The following is a 15,366-nucleotide window of genomic DNA, read 5'->3' as shown; positions in this document are numbered from 1 at the left end:
CTCTGTTCCCGTTGGCAGCGTTTCTATCAAGCAACTGCTCTAATTGTCATCACCGCGTCATTCTACAACTTTATAGACAAAGTAAAACAGGGGTTTACCCAAGTTCTTCTATCAAATTAGTTGAGGTTTTTATCAAATACACCAATGAACTGCGCAACAGGGTCATACAGGATAATAAAATTACATTTAGCAGTAGGTATTCAGGGCCAGCGTGTGATGGGAACACACACGATGAAACCGGCCAAGAGCATGGACGACATACAAGGACACAAAGACATCGGGAGATAAGTTGCAGCACACAGACAACTGGAGTGCTAGGATCGCCATTTGGCTTTGCCATCAAACAGGAGACAACATGCAACTCACTCACATGTTCGTGCACCCAATGAAGTCAGCACGAGGCATCGCTTATAGCCGTGCATATGCCAGCCTGCAGGGACTACTGCATGACAGAGAGTGGCTGCTGGTGACACCTGTGGGGCAATTTCTCACCGCGCGTGATTATCCACGCATGTTGTTGATCGAGATGGACCTGATCCCCGGTGGCATGCTGCTCAAGGCGGATGGACAGTCCCCCATCCTGGCGATGACACAGGTTTACCAGCAATCAGTCGCCACAGCTGTCTGGAAAGATGCCTTCACTGCCCTTCATGGTGATCCGCAAGTCGATGCCTGGTTTACCCGCTTCATGGGCATTGAATGCAAGCTGCTATGGCTTGGCATGAAATCCACTCGCACGCTGAAAAATACTGCCAAACCGATGTCCTTTGCTGACGGCTATCCCTATTTACTGGTCAATCAATCCTCACTGGATGCACTGAACCAGGAGCTGCCACAGGCGGTTAGTCTGCGTCATTTCAGGCCTAATCTGGTCGTTGCAGGTGCTATGCCCTATGAGGAAGACGACTGGAGTGTCCTACGTATCGGCGAAATTGTGTTTGATGTAGCCAAGCCCTGCACCCGCTGCCAGATGACGACAGTAGATCCGGACACCGGCAAATTCTCAGACACAAACGAACCGATGAAAACCCTCATCCGTACCAGACAGTTGCCTGAAGGCATTTGCTTCGGTATCAATCTGGTAGCGAGAAATGAAGGACTACTGGACCTGGGTGCCAACGTAGAGGTTGTAGAGTCACGCTATAGCTTCTAACTGAGCGGCACGACGGATAATTGCTGTTTGCGCCGCAAAAATGAAAAAAGCCAGCTTTCGCTGGCTTTTTTCTCAACTTCACCGAATATTATTCAGCGGAGTCATCTACAACGGCAACGGCATCTTCAGCACGGTCTACCAGCTCAACCAGAGCCAGCGGGGCGTTGTCGCCCTTACGGAAACCGTACTTCAGAATACGCACATAACCACCATTGCGGGCGGAGAAGCGCGGACCGAGAACGTCGAAGAGTTTAACCACGATATCGCGGTCACGAGTGCGGTCAAACGCCAGACGACGGTTGGCGAGAGACGGCTTTTTGCCGAGCGTAATCAGCGGCTCGGCCACACGACGCAGTTCCTTGGCTTTCGGCAGCGTGGTCACGATAACTTCGTGCTTCAGCAGCGAATTCGCCATGTTGCGCAGCATCGCCAGACGATGGCTGGTCGTGCGGTTCAGTTTACGATTACTGTAACGATGACGCATTGTTAATGTCCTTTAGTCTCAAACTTACGGCTTTTCCAGACCAGCCGGAGGCCAATTCTCAAGCTTCATGCCGAGAGTCAGGCCCTTGGAAGCGAGAACTTCTTTGATCTCGTTCAGCGATTTGCGACCGAGGTTCGGAGTCTTCAGAAGCTCGGTTTCAGTACGCTGGATCAGATCGCCGATGTAATAAATGTTCTCAGCCTTCAGGCAGTTGGCCGAACGAACCGTCAGTTCAAGATCGTCTACCGGACGCAGCAAGATCGGATCGATCGGCGGCGCCTTTTCAACGACTTCTTCAACCGCTGTGCCTTGGAGGTCAGCAAAGATCGACAGCTGATCCATCAGAATACGTGCAGCATTACGCACGGCCTGTTCCGGTTCGATGACGCCATTGGTCTCAATATCGAGAACCAGACGGTCGAGGTCAGTACGTTGTTCAACACGGGCGCTTTCCACAGCAAAGCTCACACGGCGAACCGGCGAGAAGGAAGCATCCAGTTGAATGGTACCGATGGAACGGTTTTCTTCATGAATGGAACGAACAGACACGGGCTGATAGCCACGGCCTTTTTCGACCTTGATCTCCATGTCGATTTTGCCACCAACGGAGAGATGAGCAATCACGTGTTCCGGATTGATCACTTCAACATCATGCGGCAACTCGATATCGCCAGCCAAGACAGCGCCTTCGCCTTCCTTTTTCAGGGTCAGCACAACACTGTCACGACCATGCAGCTTAAGCACTACGCCCTTGAGGTTGAGGAGGATGTCTACGACATCCTCACGCACGCCATCAAGAGCGGAATACTCATGCAAAACGCCAGCGATAGTCACTTCGGTAGGAGCAAAGCCCGGCATCGACGACAGCAGAATGCGGCGCAACGAGTTTCCCAGAGTGTGGGCGTAGCCACGCTCGAACGGCTCCATCGACACGCGTGCATGGGTCGCGGAGACCGGCTGCACGTCAATCAGACGAGGTTTCAAAAATTCCGAAGCGCTGTTTTGCATAGTCATTCCCTAAGAGCTAGCGATTACTTGGAGTAGAATTCCACAACGAGTTGTTCGTTGATATCGCTAGACAGTTCGGAACGTTCCGGAGCAGATTTGAAGACGCCTTCCATCTTCTTGGAGTCAACAGACACCCAGGAAGGGAAACCACCTTGCTCAGCCAGAGCCAGACCTTCAGCGATACGGGCCTGTTTCTTGGCCTTTTCGCGGACAGACACAACGTCACCAGCTTTAACCTGGAAAGACGGAATGTTAACTACCTGGCCGTTCACAACGATAGCCTTGTGGCTTACCAGCTGACGTGCTTCTGCACGAGTGGAGCCAAAGCCCATGCGATATACAACGTTATCCAGACGTGCTTCAAGCAGCTTCAGCAGGTTTTCACCTGTGGAGCCCTTGCGACGAACTGCTTCCGCAAAGTAATTGCGGAACTGACGCTCGAGTACGCCATAGATACGGCGGATTTTCTGCTTTTCACGCAGCTGAACACCGTAGTCAGACAGACGACCCTTGCGGGCGCCATGCTGACCAGGCGGAGTGTCCAGTTTGCACTTGGAATCCAGTGCACGACGCGCGCTCTTCAGGAAAAGGTCGGTGCCTTCACGACGAGCGAGCTTACATTTCGGGCCGATATAACGTGCCATGTTCTCACACTCTCCGAATTAAATACGACGTTTTTTGGGCGGACGGCAACCGTTGTGCGGTACCGGCGTCACGTCGGAGATGCTGGTGATCTTGAAACCCAGCGCGTTGAGTGCGCGAACAGCGGATTCACGACCCGGACCCGGGCCCTTGATACGAACTTCGAGGTTCTTCACACCGTATTCTTGGGCAACTTTACCAGCGTGCTCTGCTGCTACCTGAGCAGCAAAGGGTGTACTTTTGCGCGAGCCCTTAAAACCAGCGCCGCCAGAGGTAGCCCAAGACAGTGCATTGCCTTGACGGTCGGTGATAGTGATGATGGTGTTGTTAAACGAAGCGTGCACGTGCACGATACCTTCGCTAACAGACTTGCGCACTTTTTTACGTACACGGACAGCTGTGTTTGCTTTAGCCATTTCTGTGTTCCTTTAGTTACTTCTTGCCGGCGATCGCCTTACGCGGTCCCTTGCGGGTACGAGCGTTAGTGCGAGTGCGCTGACCGCGACACGGCAGGCCACGACGATGACGCATGCCGCGGTAGCAGCCCATGTCCATCAGACGTTTGATGCTCATAGTGATTTCGCGACGCAGGTCACCTTCAACGGTGAACTTAGCCACTTCTTCACGCAGAGTTTCCATCTCAGCCTCAGTCAGATCCTTCACCTTGGTGGAGGGATTCACGCTGGCAGCAACACAAATTTGCTGGGCGCGAGTCTGACCGATGCCGAAAATTGCCTGCAGGCCGATAACGGCATGCGCATGATTGGGGATATTTACCCCTGCAATACGGGCCATACTCTTTCCTTAAGCCTTAAGACCTTGAAAAGTTTGCGATTGTAACACGCAAAGTCAGGTCTAACAAATGTTAGCCTTGCTTTTGCTTGTGACGCGGGTCCGTGCAGATCACGCGAACTACGCGATTGCGACGGATGATTTTGCAGTTACGGCAAATCTTCTTTACCGAAGGCTGTACTCGCATGTCAGTTCCTTTCGTTACTCTAAAAGAGCGAGTGCGTTATTTCGCACGGAACACGATACGGGCAGCGGTCTGTCCAGGCGGGATATTATCCACCCTGACCTTGCAAACATGCTGCTCACCAAGATCTGGCAAACAGACTGCTTACGCCCAAGTACGACGTGTCCATTCTCAAGTTTGATCCAGCAGTAGGGCAGCAGCTCTACTGCCAAATCTCACCCTGCATCTGGAAGGTTTCTTACCTAGCCATATAACCCAGCGAGAACACGTATGTCACCGGCCGAGGGCATTACCCTTGAAGTTAGCCTTCTTAAGCAAACTCTCGTACTGATGCGACAGAACGTAGGACTGTACCTGAGCCATGAAATCCATGGTGACCACTACGATGATCAGCAGTGATGTGCCACCGAAGTAGAACGGTACATTCCACTTCAGGATGAGGAATTCCGGCAACAGACAAACCAGCGTAATGTAAATTGCACCGATCAGTGTCAGCCGCAGAATGATCTTCTCGATATAACGTGAAGTCTGCTCACCTGGACGGATACCTGGGATGAACGCACCACTCTTCTTCAGGTTATCAGCCGTCTCTTTCGGATTGAAAACGAGCGCGGTGTAGAAGTAACAGAAGAAGATGATGGCCGTTGCATACAGCAGCACATAGATCGGCTGACCTGGATGTAGCTTGTCAGCCACGCCCTTGAGCCAACCCAGGCTTTCATTGTTACCAAGCCACCCAAGAATGGTTGCCGGGAACAGGATGATGCTGGATGCAAAAATCGGCGGGATCACCCCTGCCATGTTGAGCTTGAGCGGCATGTGCGTGCTCTGGCCCTGCATGACACGATTACCAACCTGACGCTTGGCATAGTTGACCAGTACCTTGCGCTGACCGCGTTCTGCGAACACGACAACGTAGGTCATCAGGGCAACACCGACAAACAGCACGATGGTAAACAGGATGGGCAGCGAGCCTTGACTTGTCAGTGTGAGCGTCTTGCCAATGGCAGCCGGAACACCCGATGCAATACCTGCACAGATGATCAGCGAAATACCGTTACCGATACCGCGCTCGGTAATCTGCTCGCCCAGCCACATGAGGAACATGGTGCCAGTCACGAGAGAAACCACGGTTGTCAGGTAGAACTCCCACTGGGCAGTCACCACCAGGTTAGGCTGCTTAAACAGCATCACCGCAATGCTGAAGCTCTGAAAAGAGGCCAGCAGAACAGTTGCATAACGTGTGTACTGAGTTACCTTACGACGTCCAGCGTCGCCTTCCTTCTTCAGCTGCTTGAGACTCGGAAGAACCTCGGATGCAAGCTGAAGAATGATGGAAGCAGAGATATACGGCATGATGCCCAGGGCAAAAACCGTAAATCTCGAGAGGGCACCGCCCGAAAACATGTTGAACATGTCGAGCAGGCCCGTCTGCGACGTGTGGAACAACTTCGCTAGTTCGGCAGGATTGATACCTGGCACCGGAATATGCGCACCAATGCGGTAAACAATCAAAGCTCCGATCAAGAACATGATACGGCGCTTCAAATCACCAAATTTATTGGTATTTCCAACTAGAGAAGTATTCGACACGTAAGTGCGCCTTATTCAATACTGCCGCCGGCAGCTTCGATAGCGGCGCGAGCGCCAGCAGTCGCAGCAATTCCACGCAGCTTAACGGCACGTTCGATCTTGCCGGACAGGACAACCTTGGCTACCAGAGCCTGAGCATTGACCAGACCAGCTTGCTTCAGTGCCAACAGATCGATTTCGTCAACCGGCAGCAGGTTCAGTTCAGACAGACGTACCTCTGCATTGAAGCGTGCGGTCAGCGACTTGAAGCCACGTTTCGGCAAGCGACGTTGCAGCGGCATTTGACCGCCTTCAAAACCAACCTTGTGGAAACCACCTGCACGGCTCTTTTGACCCTTGTGGCCACGACCGGAAGTCTTGCCCAGGCCGCTACCAATGCCGCGACCTACACGACGCTTGGCATGCTTGGAGCCGGCACCGGGTTGAATGGTGTTCAGCAGCATCTCTTAGCCCTCGAATTTCAACAGGTAGCTGATCTTGTTGATCATGCCACGGTTTTCAGGGGTATCGAGCACTTCCACAGTCTGGCGGATCTTTTTCAGACCCAGGCCACGGGCGCAAGCCTTGTGGGATTCCAGACGACCGATCAGGCTCTTTACCAGAGTTACCTTAACAGTGTTGGCGTTACTCATGATCAACCCCCAGGATCTCATCAACGGTCAGACCGCGCTTGGCGGCAACCTGAGAAGCGGTGCAGATCTTGTTCAGACCGTCCAGAGTTGCACGAACCACGTTGTACGGGTTGGTGGAACCATGGATCTTGGCCGAAACATTGTGTACACCCATTGCATCGAAGATAGCGCGCATCGGGCCACCGGCCTTAACGCCAGTACCTTCCTTGGCCGGCTGGATGAACACGGTGGTAGCACCATGCTTGCCGGTTACGGTGTGATGCAGCGTACCATTACGCAGCGGGATCTTTACCAGATTGCGGCGGGCCTGTTCCATTGCCTTTTGTACGGCAACCGGAACTTCCTTGGAACGACCTTTGCCCATACCGATGCCGCCATCGCCATCACCAACGACGGTCAAGGCGGAGAAAGCCATAATACGGCCGCCCTTAACCACTTTGGTGACGCGGTTAACGCTGATCATCTTCTCGACCAGACCGTCGCCACGATCTTCCATTTCGTGCTTAGCCATTCTTCACTCCGAATTAGAATACGAGACCGTGTTCACGGGCTGCGTCTGCCACAGCCTTCATACGGCCATGGTATTTGAAACCGGAACGGTCAAATGCCACGGTCGAAATACCGGCTGCCTTGGCTTTTTCAGCGATGCGCTTACCGACTACGGCTGCAGCGGCCACATTGCCACCATTGGAAACGTCAGCGCGTACTTCGGCTTCCAGTGTGGAAGCGCTTGCCAGTACCTTGCTGCCAGTTTCATCAATGATCTGGGCATAAATGTGGCTGTTGGTGCGGTAAACAGTGAGACGCACCATCTTGAGCTCCGCAATCCGAGCACGGGTTTTACGTGCACGGCGGAGTCGAGCTTGTTTCTTGTCCATGTCAGTGCCTCAGTTACTTCTTCTTGGTTTCTTTCAGAACCACAACCTCATCAGCGTAACGAACGCCCTTGCCCTTGTAGGGTTCCGGGGAACGGTAAGCGCGGATTTCGGCAGCGATCTGGCCAACGAGTTGCTTGTCAGCACCCTTGATCAGGATCTCGGTCTGAGTCGGAGTCTCAGCCTTGATGCCAGCAGGCATCTGGTGAGCTACCGGATGGGAGAAACCCAGAGACAGGTTCAGGGTATCGCCTTGAGCCTGGGCGCGATAACCCACACCCACCAGCTGCAGCTTCTTCTCGAAGCCCTTGGATACACCAATCACCATATTGTTCAGCAGGGCGCGCAGAGTGCCGGACATGGCACGTGCGAACTTGCTGTCGTTTTTAGCCGCAAAAGTCAGTTCGTTGTTGTCGAACTTGATTTCAACGTCATTGCACAGAGCGGCGCTCAGGGAGCCCAGGGCACCCTTTACGGTCACTTCTGCAGCGCCGAATTTAACTTCGACGCCAGCCGGAATGGCTACGGGATTCTTAGCTACGCGAGACATTTGACCCCCTTATGCCACTACGCACAGCAGCTCACCGCCGATACCGGCAGCACGTGCTTTGCGATCGGTCATGATGCCCTTGGAAGTAGACAGGATAGCTACGCCCAGACCATTCATTACCTTCGGGATTTCGGTGGAGCCCTTGTACACGCGCAGGCCAGGACGGGAAACGCGGTCAATGCGTTCGATCACCGGACGGCCAGCGTAGTACTTGAGCTGGATATCAAGAACAGGCTTCTTGGCTTCGCCGGCAACGGCGAAATCTTCGATGTAGCCTTCTTCTTTCAGCACCTGTGCCAGCGCAACCTTCAGCTTGGAAGACGGCATTGCAACAGCCACCTTGGAAGCCATTTGGCCGTTACGGATGCGGGTCAACATATCGGAAATAGGATCGTGCATGCTCATTTATGGTTCTCCTATTACCAGCTGGCCTTAACAACACCCGGAATTTCGCCCTTCATGGCGATTTCACGGAGTTTGTTACGACCCAGACCGAATTTACGGAACACGCCACGCGGACGACCGGTAATGGCGCAGCGACGACGCTGACGTACCGGGGAAGCATTGCGCGGCAGCTGCTGCAGTTGCAGGCGAGCGGCGAAGCGTTCTTCTTCCGAGAGGCTTTGATTGTTGATGGTAGCGATGAGGGCTTCGCGCTTAGCGGCAAATTTTTCAGCCACCTTAACGCGCTTTTCTTCACGCTTGATCAGTGCAAGTTTTGCCATGTGCTTAACCCTTGAACGGGAACTTGAACGCAGCCAGCAGAGCGCGGGCCTCTTCGTCAGTCTTCGCCGTAGTGGTAACAGTAATGTTCATACCACGCAGAGCATCGATCTTGTCGTACTCGATTTCCGGGAAGATGATCTGTTCCTTGACACCCATGTTGTAGTTGCCGCGGCCGTCAAAAGACTTGGCGGAAACACCACGGAAGTCACGAACACGCGGCAACGCGATGGTTACCAGACGGTCCAGGAATTCGTACATGCGTTCACGGCGCAGGGTAACCTTGCAACCAACCGGATAGTCATCACGGATCTTGAAGCCGGCGATGGATTTGCGAGCGGTGGTAACTACCGGCTTCTGGCCAGCAATCTTTTCCATATCGCCCACGGCGAATTCCATTACCTTTTTATCGGCAACAGCTTCACCAACACCCATGTTAACGGTGATCTTCTCGATGCGCGGAACTTCCATGATCGACTTGTAGCCGAACTGTTTCATCAGTTCCGGCACTACGCTGTCTTTGTAGAAATCGTAGAAACGTGCCATGTTTGCTTTTCCTTACGCGCCGATAACTTCGCCACTGGACTTGAACACGCGTACCTTGCGGCCGTCTTCAAGAGTCTTGAAGCCTACGCGGTCAGCCTTTTGGCTAGCCGGGTTGAAAATAGCAACGTTGGAAGCGTCAACAGGCATAACCTTTTCAACGATACCACCAGCAACGCCACGTACCGGATTCGGTTTCTGGTGTTTTTTGGCAACATTCACGCCTTCAACAACCAGCTTTTCGTCCAGAACGCGCAGTACGGTGCCGCGTTTACCCTTGTCTTTACCGGTGATTACTACGACTTCATCACCTTTACGAATTTTGCGCATGCGACCTCCTTACAGCACTTCAGGAGCAAGCGACACGATCTTCATGAACCGCTCGGTACGCAGTTCACGCGTCACGGGTCCGAAGATACGAGTGCCAATCGGCTCAAGCTTGTTGTTGAGCAGAACGGCAGCATTGCTATCAAACTTGATCAACGAGCCGTCCGGACGACGCACGCCTTTGGCGGTGCGTACTACTACTGCGTTGTACACGTCGCCTTTTTTGACGCGACCGCGCGGAGCAGCATCCTTGATGCTCACCTTGATGATGTCGCCAACGCTTGCATAGCGACGCTTGGAACCGCCCAATACCTTGATGCACATAACGTGACGCGCACCGGTATTGTCAGCGACCTCAAGCATGGTCTGCATTTGGATCATTTGATGATTACCTTTCTAATCCAACTTTATCCGTCACTTTCACCTGCCGGTTTCTCGCATAAGAGCAAGACCAAACAGACGAAACGCCACAGATCGAGCTGTGGCGTATCAAACGGCCAGTTTTGGACCCCGTAAGGGCGGAATTCCTATCCGACACGAATAGGAAGATGGCCATTATACAAGGGACTTTCGTCCCTTGCAAGTCTTATACCTGGCGAGATTTCTCTACCAGGGCAGTCACCACCCACGACTTGGTCTTCGAGAGGGGACGGGACTCGCTGATTACTACGATGTCGCCGGCCTTGAACTCGTTGTTCTCGTCGTGTGCGTGGAACTTCTTGGAACGACGGATAATCTTGCCGTAGATCGGGTGCTTAACCTTGCGCTCGACCAGAACGGTTACAGTCTTATCCATCTTGTCGCTGACAACGGTGCCGGTCAGCGTACGTACAACTTTGGTTTCGCTCATCTTAAACTGCCTTTTCTTTCAGAACGGTACGTACACGAGCGATATCGCGACGTACTTTCTTCAGTTCAGAGGTCTTGGCGAGTTGCTGAGTAGCGTGCTGCATGCGCAGGGCAAACTGGGCCTTCAGGAGGCTCAGCAGTTCCACTTTCAGCTCGTCAACAGTTTTGGCTTTCAGTTCGGACGCTTTCATTACTGACCTACCTGTCTAGTTACAAACACAGTGGCGATCGGCAACTTGGCTGCGGCCAGACGGAAAGCTTCACGAGCGAGTTCCTCGTTAACACCGTCCATTTCGTACAGCATCTTGCCAGGCTGGATTTCGGCCACGTAGTATTCCGGAGAACCCTTACCCCCACCCATACGAACTTCAGCAGGCTTGGAGGTGATCGGCTTGTCCGGGAAAATACGGATCCAGATACGACCGCCACGCTTGATGTGACGAGTCATGGCACGACGGGCCGCTTCGATCTGACGCGCGGTCAGACGACCACGACCAACAGCCTTCAGACCGAAATCACCAAAGCTCACCTTGTTGCCACGGGTAGCGATACCAGTGTTGCGGCCTTTATGCTGTTTACGGTACTTGAGTCTAGTTGGCTGCAGCATTGCGCGGGCCCTTTCTCGTTTTCTTCTCGGTCGCAACCGGAGCCGGCGCTACTTGACCCGGCTTCAGCTCACCTTTGTAAACCCATACCTTGATGCCGATGATACCGTAGGTGGTCTTGGCTTCAGAGGTAGCGTAGTCAACATCGGCACGCAGGGTATGCAGCGGCACACGGCCTTCGCGATACCATTCGCTACGAGCGATATCGATGCCGTTCAGACGACCGGAGGACATGATCTTGATGCCCTGGGCGCCCATGCGCATGGCGTTCTGCATGGAACGCTTCATGGCACGGCGGAACATTACGCGCTTTTCCAGCTGGGAGGCGATGCCATCAGCAATGATTTGCGCATCCAGTTCCGGCTTGCGAACTTCTTCGATATTCACGTGAACCGGCACACCCAGACGGGCTTGCAGTTCGCGCTTCAGAACTTCGATGTCCTCACCTTTTTTACCGATCACAACACCCGGACGGGCACTGTGAATGGTAATGCGTGCGGACTTGGCCGGACGCTCGATGGTGACACGACCAACAGCCGCATGACCCAGGCGCTTCTTCAGGTATTCGCGAACTTCCAGGTCTTGCATCAGCATTTCCGGGAAATTCTTCGAGTTGGCGAACCACTTGGAAGACCAGTTTTTGTTAACGGCAAGACGGAATCCCGTCGGATGAATCTTCTGACCCATTTCTTACCCCTTAATTGCCAACGGTCAACGAGATGTGGCAGGTCTGCTTTTCGATGCGATTGCCACGACCCTTAGCACGGGCAGTGAAACGCTTCAGACTAGCGCCTTTGTCAACAAAGATGCTGGTGACACGCAGGGTGTCGATGTCAGCGCCTTCGTTGTGCTCGGCGTTAGCGATGGCAGATTCCAGCACTTTCTTCACAATAACCGCGCCCTTCTTCGGGGAGAAGGCCAGGATATTCAGAGCCTGACCAACGGATTGACCGCGGATCAGATCGGCCACCAGGCGGCACTTTTGTGCCGACAGGCGGACGCTTTTCAGATTTGCAGATACTCTCATCGCTTCACCTTATCTCTTCTTCGCCTTCTTATCGGCCGCGTGGCCTTTGAAGGTACGAGTCAGCGAGAATTCGCCCAGTTTATGACCGACCATGTTTTCGGAAACATAAACAGGCACATGGGTGCGACCGTTGTGTACCGCGATGGTCAAACCAATGAAGTCCGGCAGGACGGTCGAACGACGCGACCAGGTCTTGATCGGACGCTTGTCATTGGTTGCACGCGCCGCGTCGACCTTCTTCAGAAGGTGCAGATCAACGAACGGGCCTTTTTTCTGCGAACGTGCCATTGTCAATTACCCTTTAGTAGAATAGCGGCGGCGTACGATCATATTGTCGGTACGCTTGTTGCGACGGGTACGGAAGCCCTTAGTCGGAGTGCCCCATGGGCTAACCGGCACACGGCCTTCACCAGTACGGCCTTCACCACCACCATGCGGGTGATCAATCGGGTTCATCGCAGTACCGCGAACGGTCGGACGAATACCACGCCAGCGGCTAGCACCAGCCTTACCCAGCTTGCGCAGGGAATGCTCTTCGTTGCTCACTTCGCCAACAGTAGCGCGGCAGTCAACATGCACCAGACGAATTTCGCCGGAACGCAGACGCAGCTGAGCATAGACACCTTCACGGGCCAGCAGCATGGCGGAACCGCCAGCAGAACGGACCATTTGAGCGCCTTTGCCAGGTTGCAGTTCCACGCAGTGGATAGTAGTACCCACCGGGATGTTGCGGATCGGCAAAGCGTTACCAGCCTTGATCGGAGCCTCGGCACCGGACAGCAGAACTGCACCAGCTTTTACACCGCGCGGAGCGATGATGTAGCGGCGTTCGCCATCGGCGTAGCACAACAGGGCGATGTGGGCAGTGCGGTTCGGATCGTATTCGATGCGTTCCACTTTTGCCGGGATGCCATCCTTGTTGCGACGGAAGTCGATCAGACGGTAGTGCTTCTTATGACCACCACCCATATGACGGGTAGTAATGTGGCCATTGTTGTTACGGCCAGCAGTGGCAGATTTTTTCTCTACCAGAGCGGCGTGCGGAGCGCCTTTGTGCAGATCAGGGTGAACCACCTTGACAACAGCACGACGACCCGCGGAAGTCGGTTTTACTTTAACGATAGGCATGCTCTATCTCCTTACTCCGCAGCGGCCGGGGTGGCGGTCAGATCGATTTCCTGACCCTGAACCAGGCTAACGTAGGCCTTTTTCCAGTCTTTACGACGGCCAAAGGTACGGCCAAAGCGCTTAACTTTGCCCTTTACGTTAACAGTGGATACGCCTTCAACTTTTACGTTGAACAGCATTTCTACTGCAGCCTTGATCTCCGGCTTGGTAGCATCGGTAGCAACACGGAATACAACTTGCTGATGCTTCTCAGCAACCATGGTGCTCTTTTCGGAAACAACCGGGGCCAGAATTACTTGCAACAGACGTTCTTGATTCATGCCCACTGCTCCTCCAGATGCTGCACCGCCTCACGAGTGATGACGATCTTCTTGAAACGCAGCAGGCTGTACGGGTCAGCTTGTTGTGCTTCGATCACCAGCACGTTCGGCAGATTGCGCGAAGACAGATAGAGGTTTTCGTCCAGTTCACGGGTAATGAACAGAGCCTGTTCCAGACCCATGGACTTAACCACACCTACGAATTCCTTGGTTTTCGGCGATTCAACCGACAGCGAATCAACCACGATCAGACGTTCGTCGCGAACCAGCTGGGACAGAATAGCTGCCATACCAGCGCGGAACATCTTGCGGTTAACCTTCTGAGAGAAATTCTCATCCGGGCTATTCGGGAAAGCACGACCACCACCACGACGGTTCGGAGTAGAAGTCATACCGGCACGTGCGTTACCAGTACCCTTCTGCTTGAACGGCTTTTTGGTGGAGTGGTGTACTTCGGCACGAGTCAGCTGAGCACGGTTACCGCTGCGAGCATTCGCCAGGAATGCAGTCACAACCTGGTGAACCAGGGCTTCATTGTATTCGCGACCGAACAGAGTCTCGGAGGCCTGCAGGCTGCCAGCAGCCTGACCTTGGCTATTGATTACTTTCAATTCCATCACGCACCTGCCTTCACGCTAGGACGAACGACTACGTCGCCGTTCTTGGCGCCAGGAACGGCACCCTTAACCAGAAGCAGCTGACGCTCGGCATCAACACGAACAACTTCCAGGCACTGAACAGTGCTCTTGACGTTGCCGTACTGACCAGCCATGCGCTTACCCGGGAAAATACGACCCGGATCCTGAGCCTGACCAATGGAACCCGGCGTGTTATGCGAACGGGAGTTACCATGGGAAGCACGGTTGGAAGAGAAGTTGTGACGCTTGATCACACCGGAGAAACCCTTACCCTTGGAGGTACCGGTTACATCAACCAGTTGGCCTACGGCGAAGATTTCAACGGACAGTGCATCACCCGGCTTCAGAGTGGAGAGGGCTTCTGCGGACAGAACGAATTCGTTCAGACCCAGACCTGCTTCAACGCCAGCCTTGGCAAAGTGACCGGCAGCCGCCTTATTAACGCGGTTTGCCTTACGGGTGCCGAAGGTTACTTGAACGGCGGAGTAGCCATCAACTTCAGCGGTTTTGATTTGCGTGACGCGATTAGCAGACATGTCCAGCACAGTTACCGGGATGGAAGCACCATCTTCGGCAAAAATGCGGGTCATGCCGACTTTGCGACCGACAAGACCTAAACTCATGTTTATATCCTTTTGCAGGCGCCGATTACGATTGACCGGCATACAAAAACAAAAGCGGACTCGCAAAATTGCGAGTCCGCTAATGTATCACAGGAAATTCAGCAATCGCAAGCACTTAGCTAACGATTGCCTGGTTTCATGCAATTACTGCAGCTTGATTTCCACATCCACACCGGCCGGCAGGTCGAGCTTCATCAGAGCGTCAACGGTCTTGTCGGTCGGATCTACGATGTCCATCAGACGCAGGTGGGTACGGATTTCCAGCTGATCGCGGGAAGTCTTGTTCACGTGCGGGGAACGCAGTACGTTGAAACGCTCGATTTTGGTCGGCAGCGGAACCGGGCCTTTAACAACAGCGCCGGTACGCTTGGCAGTTTCAACGATTTCCTGAGCGGAACGATCGATCAGGTTGTAATCGAAGGCCTTCAGGCGGATGCGGATTTTCTGGCTTTGCATAATATCAGCTCCGAATTAGGCGAGAATCTTGGCAACAACACCGGCGCCAACAGTACGGCCGCCTTCACGGATCGCGAAACGCAGACCTTCTTCCATAGCGATCGGAGCGATCAGTTCTACGGTGATTTCCACGTTGTCACCCGGCATTACCATTTCCACGCCTTCGGCCAGGGTAACTGCGCCAGTTACGTCGGTCGTACGGAAGTAGAACTGC

General features: G+C 53.6%; 30 protein-coding genes. 1 reads left to right on the top strand and 29 read right to left on the bottom strand.

Annotated features, from left to right (window positions below; translation table 11 throughout):
• Positions 1–355 precede the first annotated feature (355 nt).
• Positions 356–1,153 (top strand): MOSC domain-containing protein, encoded by a 798-nt coding sequence (locus QVF59_RS09030; protein WP_287879071.1) that lies wholly within the window; start codon positions 356–358, stop codon positions 1,151–1,153.
• A gap of 88 nt (positions 1,154–1,241) precedes the next feature.
• Here QVF59_RS09030 and rplQ read toward each other — a convergent pair whose 3' ends face one another.
• The 29 genes from rplQ to QVF59_RS08885 all read right to left on the bottom strand — a co-directional run.
• The gene (gene rplQ / locus QVF59_RS09025; RefSeq protein ID WP_045846886.1) at positions 1,242–1,637 is read right to left on the bottom strand and encodes a 50S ribosomal protein L17; all 396 of its coding nucleotides are present in this window, start codon (positions 1,635–1,637) and stop codon (positions 1,242–1,244) included.
• A gap of 24 nt (positions 1,638–1,661) precedes the next feature.
• Entirely contained in the window at positions 1,662–2,645 is a 984-nt protein-coding gene (locus QVF59_RS09020) for a DNA-directed RNA polymerase subunit alpha (protein ID WP_159879901.1), read from the bottom strand.
• A gap of 23 nt (positions 2,646–2,668) precedes the next feature.
• Positions 2,669–3,289 carry a 30S ribosomal protein S4 gene (gene rpsD / locus QVF59_RS09015; protein ID WP_287879069.1) on the bottom strand — a complete coding sequence of 207 codons (621 nt, stop codon included), beginning with the start codon at positions 3,287–3,289 and terminating at the stop codon, positions 2,669–2,671.
• An 18-nt stretch (positions 3,290–3,307) separates the two neighbouring features.
• Positions 3,308–3,703 (bottom strand): 30S ribosomal protein S11, encoded by a 396-nt coding sequence (gene rpsK, locus QVF59_RS09010; protein WP_008955659.1) that lies wholly within the window; start codon positions 3,701–3,703, stop codon positions 3,308–3,310.
• A 16-nt stretch (positions 3,704–3,719) separates the two neighbouring features.
• A complete protein-coding gene (rpsM, locus tag QVF59_RS09005; protein ID WP_089083689.1) occupies positions 3,720–4,082 on the bottom strand; it encodes a 30S ribosomal protein S13 in 363 nt (120 codons plus the stop codon).
• 70 nt (positions 4,083–4,152) lie between these two features.
• Positions 4,153–4,266, bottom strand: a complete 114-nt coding sequence (gene rpmJ / locus QVF59_RS09000; protein WP_011137711.1) for a 50S ribosomal protein L36 — start codon at positions 4,264–4,266, stop codon at positions 4,153–4,155.
• A 270-nt stretch (positions 4,267–4,536) separates the two neighbouring features.
• On the bottom strand, positions 4,537–5,856 hold the full coding sequence (secY, locus tag QVF59_RS08995) for a preprotein translocase subunit SecY (protein WP_159879903.1): 1,320 nt from the start codon (positions 5,854–5,856) through the stop codon (positions 4,537–4,539).
• Positions 5,857–5,867: 11 nt separating this feature from the next.
• Positions 5,868–6,299 carry a 50S ribosomal protein L15 gene (rplO, locus tag QVF59_RS08990; RefSeq protein ID WP_159879905.1) on the bottom strand — a complete coding sequence of 144 codons (432 nt, stop codon included), beginning with the start codon at positions 6,297–6,299 and terminating at the stop codon, positions 5,868–5,870.
• Between the two features lie 3 nt (positions 6,300–6,302).
• Entirely contained in the window at positions 6,303–6,488 is a 186-nt protein-coding gene (gene rpmD, locus QVF59_RS08985) for a 50S ribosomal protein L30 (protein WP_059284787.1), read from the bottom strand.
• Positions 6,481–6,999 carry a 30S ribosomal protein S5 gene (rpsE, locus tag QVF59_RS08980; protein ID WP_159879908.1) on the bottom strand — a complete coding sequence of 173 codons (519 nt, stop codon included), beginning with the start codon at positions 6,997–6,999 and terminating at the stop codon, positions 6,481–6,483. The genes rpmD and rpsE overlap by 8 nt, the downstream gene beginning before the upstream one ends.
• 13 nt (positions 7,000–7,012) lie before the next feature.
• Complete coding sequence (gene rplR / locus QVF59_RS08975) at positions 7,013–7,366, bottom strand: 50S ribosomal protein L18 (protein WP_045846878.1); 354 nt, start codon at positions 7,364–7,366, stop codon at positions 7,013–7,015.
• Between the two features lie 13 nt (positions 7,367–7,379).
• On the bottom strand, positions 7,380–7,913 hold the full coding sequence (rplF, locus tag QVF59_RS08970) for a 50S ribosomal protein L6 (protein ID WP_045846877.1): 534 nt from the start codon (positions 7,911–7,913) through the stop codon (positions 7,380–7,382).
• A gap of 9 nt (positions 7,914–7,922) precedes the next feature.
• On the bottom strand, positions 7,923–8,318 hold the full coding sequence (gene rpsH / locus QVF59_RS08965; RefSeq protein ID WP_045846876.1) for a 30S ribosomal protein S8: 396 nt from the start codon (positions 8,316–8,318) through the stop codon (positions 7,923–7,925).
• 14 nt (positions 8,319–8,332) lie between these two features.
• The gene (gene rpsN / locus QVF59_RS08960) at positions 8,333–8,638 is read right to left on the bottom strand and encodes a 30S ribosomal protein S14 (RefSeq protein ID WP_045846875.1); all 306 of its coding nucleotides are present in this window, start codon (positions 8,636–8,638) and stop codon (positions 8,333–8,335) included.
• Positions 8,639–8,642: 4 nt separating this feature from the next.
• Complete coding sequence (rplE, locus tag QVF59_RS08955; protein WP_045846874.1) at positions 8,643–9,182, bottom strand: 50S ribosomal protein L5; 540 nt, start codon at positions 9,180–9,182, stop codon at positions 8,643–8,645.
• A gap of 12 nt (positions 9,183–9,194) precedes the next feature.
• Positions 9,195–9,509 carry a 50S ribosomal protein L24 gene (gene rplX, locus QVF59_RS08950; protein WP_045846873.1) on the bottom strand — a complete coding sequence of 105 codons (315 nt, stop codon included), beginning with the start codon at positions 9,507–9,509 and terminating at the stop codon, positions 9,195–9,197.
• 9 nt (positions 9,510–9,518) lie between these two features.
• Positions 9,519–9,887: a 50S ribosomal protein L14 gene (gene rplN / locus QVF59_RS08945; protein ID WP_043579386.1), complete on the bottom strand. Its 369-nt coding sequence runs from the start codon at positions 9,885–9,887 to the stop codon at positions 9,519–9,521.
• Between the two features lie 205 nt (positions 9,888–10,092).
• Positions 10,093–10,356 carry a 30S ribosomal protein S17 gene (gene rpsQ, locus QVF59_RS08940; RefSeq protein ID WP_045846872.1) on the bottom strand — a complete coding sequence of 88 codons (264 nt, stop codon included), beginning with the start codon at positions 10,354–10,356 and terminating at the stop codon, positions 10,093–10,095.
• 1 nt (position 10,357) lies between these two features.
• Positions 10,358–10,546: a 50S ribosomal protein L29 gene (rpmC, locus tag QVF59_RS08935; RefSeq protein ID WP_021478360.1), complete on the bottom strand. Its 189-nt coding sequence runs from the start codon at positions 10,544–10,546 to the stop codon at positions 10,358–10,360.
• A complete protein-coding gene (gene rplP, locus QVF59_RS08930; RefSeq protein WP_045846871.1) occupies positions 10,546–10,962 on the bottom strand; it encodes a 50S ribosomal protein L16 in 417 nt (138 codons plus the stop codon). The genes rpmC and rplP overlap by 1 nt, the downstream gene beginning before the upstream one ends.
• Positions 10,946–11,647, bottom strand: coding sequence for a 30S ribosomal protein S3 (gene rpsC / locus QVF59_RS08925; protein ID WP_045846870.1), 702 nt, complete (start codon positions 11,645–11,647; stop codon positions 10,946–10,948). The genes rplP and rpsC overlap by 17 nt, the downstream gene beginning before the upstream one ends.
• A 10-nt stretch (positions 11,648–11,657) precedes the next feature.
• A complete protein-coding gene (gene rplV, locus QVF59_RS08920; protein WP_045846869.1) occupies positions 11,658–11,987 on the bottom strand; it encodes a 50S ribosomal protein L22 in 330 nt (109 codons plus the stop codon).
• Between the two features lie 9 nt (positions 11,988–11,996).
• Positions 11,997–12,275 (bottom strand): 30S ribosomal protein S19, encoded by a 279-nt coding sequence (gene rpsS, locus QVF59_RS08915; protein WP_024301222.1) that lies wholly within the window; start codon positions 12,273–12,275, stop codon positions 11,997–11,999.
• 6 nt (positions 12,276–12,281) lie between these two features.
• Positions 12,282–13,115, bottom strand: coding sequence for a 50S ribosomal protein L2 (rplB, locus tag QVF59_RS08910; RefSeq protein ID WP_045846868.1), 834 nt, complete (start codon positions 13,113–13,115; stop codon positions 12,282–12,284).
• A gap of 11 nt (positions 13,116–13,126) precedes the next feature.
• Positions 13,127–13,441, bottom strand: coding sequence for a 50S ribosomal protein L23 (gene rplW, locus QVF59_RS08905; protein ID WP_197077176.1), 315 nt, complete (start codon positions 13,439–13,441; stop codon positions 13,127–13,129).
• Entirely contained in the window at positions 13,432–14,052 is a 621-nt protein-coding gene (gene rplD, locus QVF59_RS08900; RefSeq protein ID WP_089083687.1) for a 50S ribosomal protein L4, read from the bottom strand. Before rplD ends, rplW begins: the two co-directional genes overlap by 10 nt.
• Positions 14,052–14,696, bottom strand: coding sequence for a 50S ribosomal protein L3 (rplC, locus tag QVF59_RS08895; protein WP_287878991.1), 645 nt, complete (start codon positions 14,694–14,696; stop codon positions 14,052–14,054). Before rplC ends, rplD begins: the two co-directional genes overlap by 1 nt.
• Before the next feature lie 144 nt (positions 14,697–14,840).
• The gene (gene rpsJ / locus QVF59_RS08890; RefSeq protein WP_017507377.1) at positions 14,841–15,152 is read right to left on the bottom strand and encodes a 30S ribosomal protein S10; all 312 of its coding nucleotides are present in this window, start codon (positions 15,150–15,152) and stop codon (positions 14,841–14,843) included.
• Between the two features lie 15 nt (positions 15,153–15,167).
• Positions 15,168–15,366: EF-Tu C-terminal domain-related protein (locus QVF59_RS08885; RefSeq protein WP_502866803.1), on the bottom strand; the 199-nt coding region annotated here is incomplete at its 5' end.

It is taken from the genome of Aquitalea sp. (assembly GCF_030150775.1).
Lineage (GTDB): Bacteria > Pseudomonadota > Gammaproteobacteria > Burkholderiales > Chromobacteriaceae > Aquitalea > Aquitalea denitrificans.
This window is presented reverse-complemented; position numbering and strand designations above follow the sequence as displayed.

Bases quoted from the DNA above. Each gene is read 5' to 3' on its own strand.
- QVF59_RS09030 (WP_287879071.1), top strand. From the start codon at position 356: ATGCAACTCACTCACATGTTCGTGCACCCAATGAAGTCAGCACGAGGC.
- rplQ (WP_045846886.1), bottom strand. From the start codon at position 1,637: ATGCGTCATCGTTACAGTAATCGTAAACTGAACCGCACGACCAGCCAT.
- QVF59_RS09020 (WP_159879901.1), bottom strand. From the start codon at position 2,645: ATGCAAAACAGCGCTTCGGAATTTTTGAAACCTCGTCTGATTGACGTG.
- rpsD (WP_287879069.1), bottom strand. From the start codon at position 3,289: ATGGCACGTTATATCGGCCCGAAATGTAAGCTCGCTCGTCGTGAAGGC.
- rpsK (WP_008955659.1), bottom strand. From the start codon at position 3,703: ATGGCTAAAGCAAACACAGCTGTCCGTGTACGTAAAAAAGTGCGCAAG.
- rpsM (WP_089083689.1), bottom strand. From the start codon at position 4,082: ATGGCCCGTATTGCAGGGGTAAATATCCCCAATCATGCGCATGCCGTT.
- rpmJ (WP_011137711.1), bottom strand. From the start codon at position 4,266: ATGCGAGTACAGCCTTCGGTAAAGAAGATTTGCCGTAACTGCAAAATC.
- rplO (WP_159879905.1), bottom strand. From the start codon at position 6,299: ATGCTGCTGAACACCATTCAACCCGGTGCCGGCTCCAAGCATGCCAAG.
- rpmD (WP_059284787.1), bottom strand. From the start codon at position 6,488: ATGAGTAACGCCAACACTGTTAAGGTAACTCTGGTAAAGAGCCTGATC.
- rpsE (WP_159879908.1), bottom strand. From the start codon at position 6,999: ATGGCTAAGCACGAAATGGAAGATCGTGGCGACGGTCTGGTCGAGAAG.
- rplR (WP_045846878.1), bottom strand. From the start codon at position 7,366: ATGGACAAGAAACAAGCTCGACTCCGCCGTGCACGTAAAACCCGTGCT.
- rplF (WP_045846877.1), bottom strand. From the start codon at position 7,913: ATGTCTCGCGTAGCTAAGAATCCCGTAGCCATTCCGGCTGGCGTCGAA.
- rpsH (WP_045846876.1), bottom strand. From the start codon at position 8,318: ATGAGCATGCACGATCCTATTTCCGATATGTTGACCCGCATCCGTAAC.
- rpsN (WP_045846875.1), bottom strand. From the start codon at position 8,638: ATGGCAAAACTTGCACTGATCAAGCGTGAAGAAAAGCGCGTTAAGGTG.
- rplE (WP_045846874.1), bottom strand. From the start codon at position 9,182: ATGGCACGTTTCTACGATTTCTACAAAGACAGCGTAGTGCCGGAACTG.
- rplX (WP_045846873.1), bottom strand. From the start codon at position 9,509: ATGCGCAAAATTCGTAAAGGTGATGAAGTCGTAGTAATCACCGGTAAA.
- rplN (WP_043579386.1), bottom strand. From the start codon at position 9,887: ATGATCCAAATGCAGACCATGCTTGAGGTCGCTGACAATACCGGTGCG.
- rpsQ (WP_045846872.1), bottom strand. From the start codon at position 10,356: ATGAGCGAAACCAAAGTTGTACGTACGCTGACCGGCACCGTTGTCAGC.
- rpmC (WP_021478360.1), bottom strand. From the start codon at position 10,546: ATGAAAGCGTCCGAACTGAAAGCCAAAACTGTTGACGAGCTGAAAGTG.
- rplP (WP_045846871.1), bottom strand. From the start codon at position 10,962: ATGCTGCAGCCAACTAGACTCAAGTACCGTAAACAGCATAAAGGCCGC.
- rpsC (WP_045846870.1), bottom strand. From the start codon at position 11,647: ATGGGTCAGAAGATTCATCCGACGGGATTCCGTCTTGCCGTTAACAAA.
- rplV (WP_045846869.1), bottom strand. From the start codon at position 11,987: ATGAGAGTATCTGCAAATCTGAAAAGCGTCCGCCTGTCGGCACAAAAG.
- rpsS (WP_024301222.1), bottom strand. From the start codon at position 12,275: ATGGCACGTTCGCAGAAAAAAGGCCCGTTCGTTGATCTGCACCTTCTG.
- rplB (WP_045846868.1), bottom strand. From the start codon at position 13,115: ATGCCTATCGTTAAAGTAAAACCGACTTCCGCGGGTCGTCGTGCTGTT.
- rplD (WP_089083687.1), bottom strand. From the start codon at position 14,052: ATGGAATTGAAAGTAATCAATAGCCAAGGTCAGGCTGCTGGCAGCCTG.
- rplC (WP_287878991.1), bottom strand. From the start codon at position 14,696: ATGAGTTTAGGTCTTGTCGGTCGCAAAGTCGGCATGACCCGCATTTTT.
- rpsJ (WP_017507377.1), bottom strand. From the start codon at position 15,152: ATGCAAAGCCAGAAAATCCGCATCCGCCTGAAGGCCTTCGATTACAAC.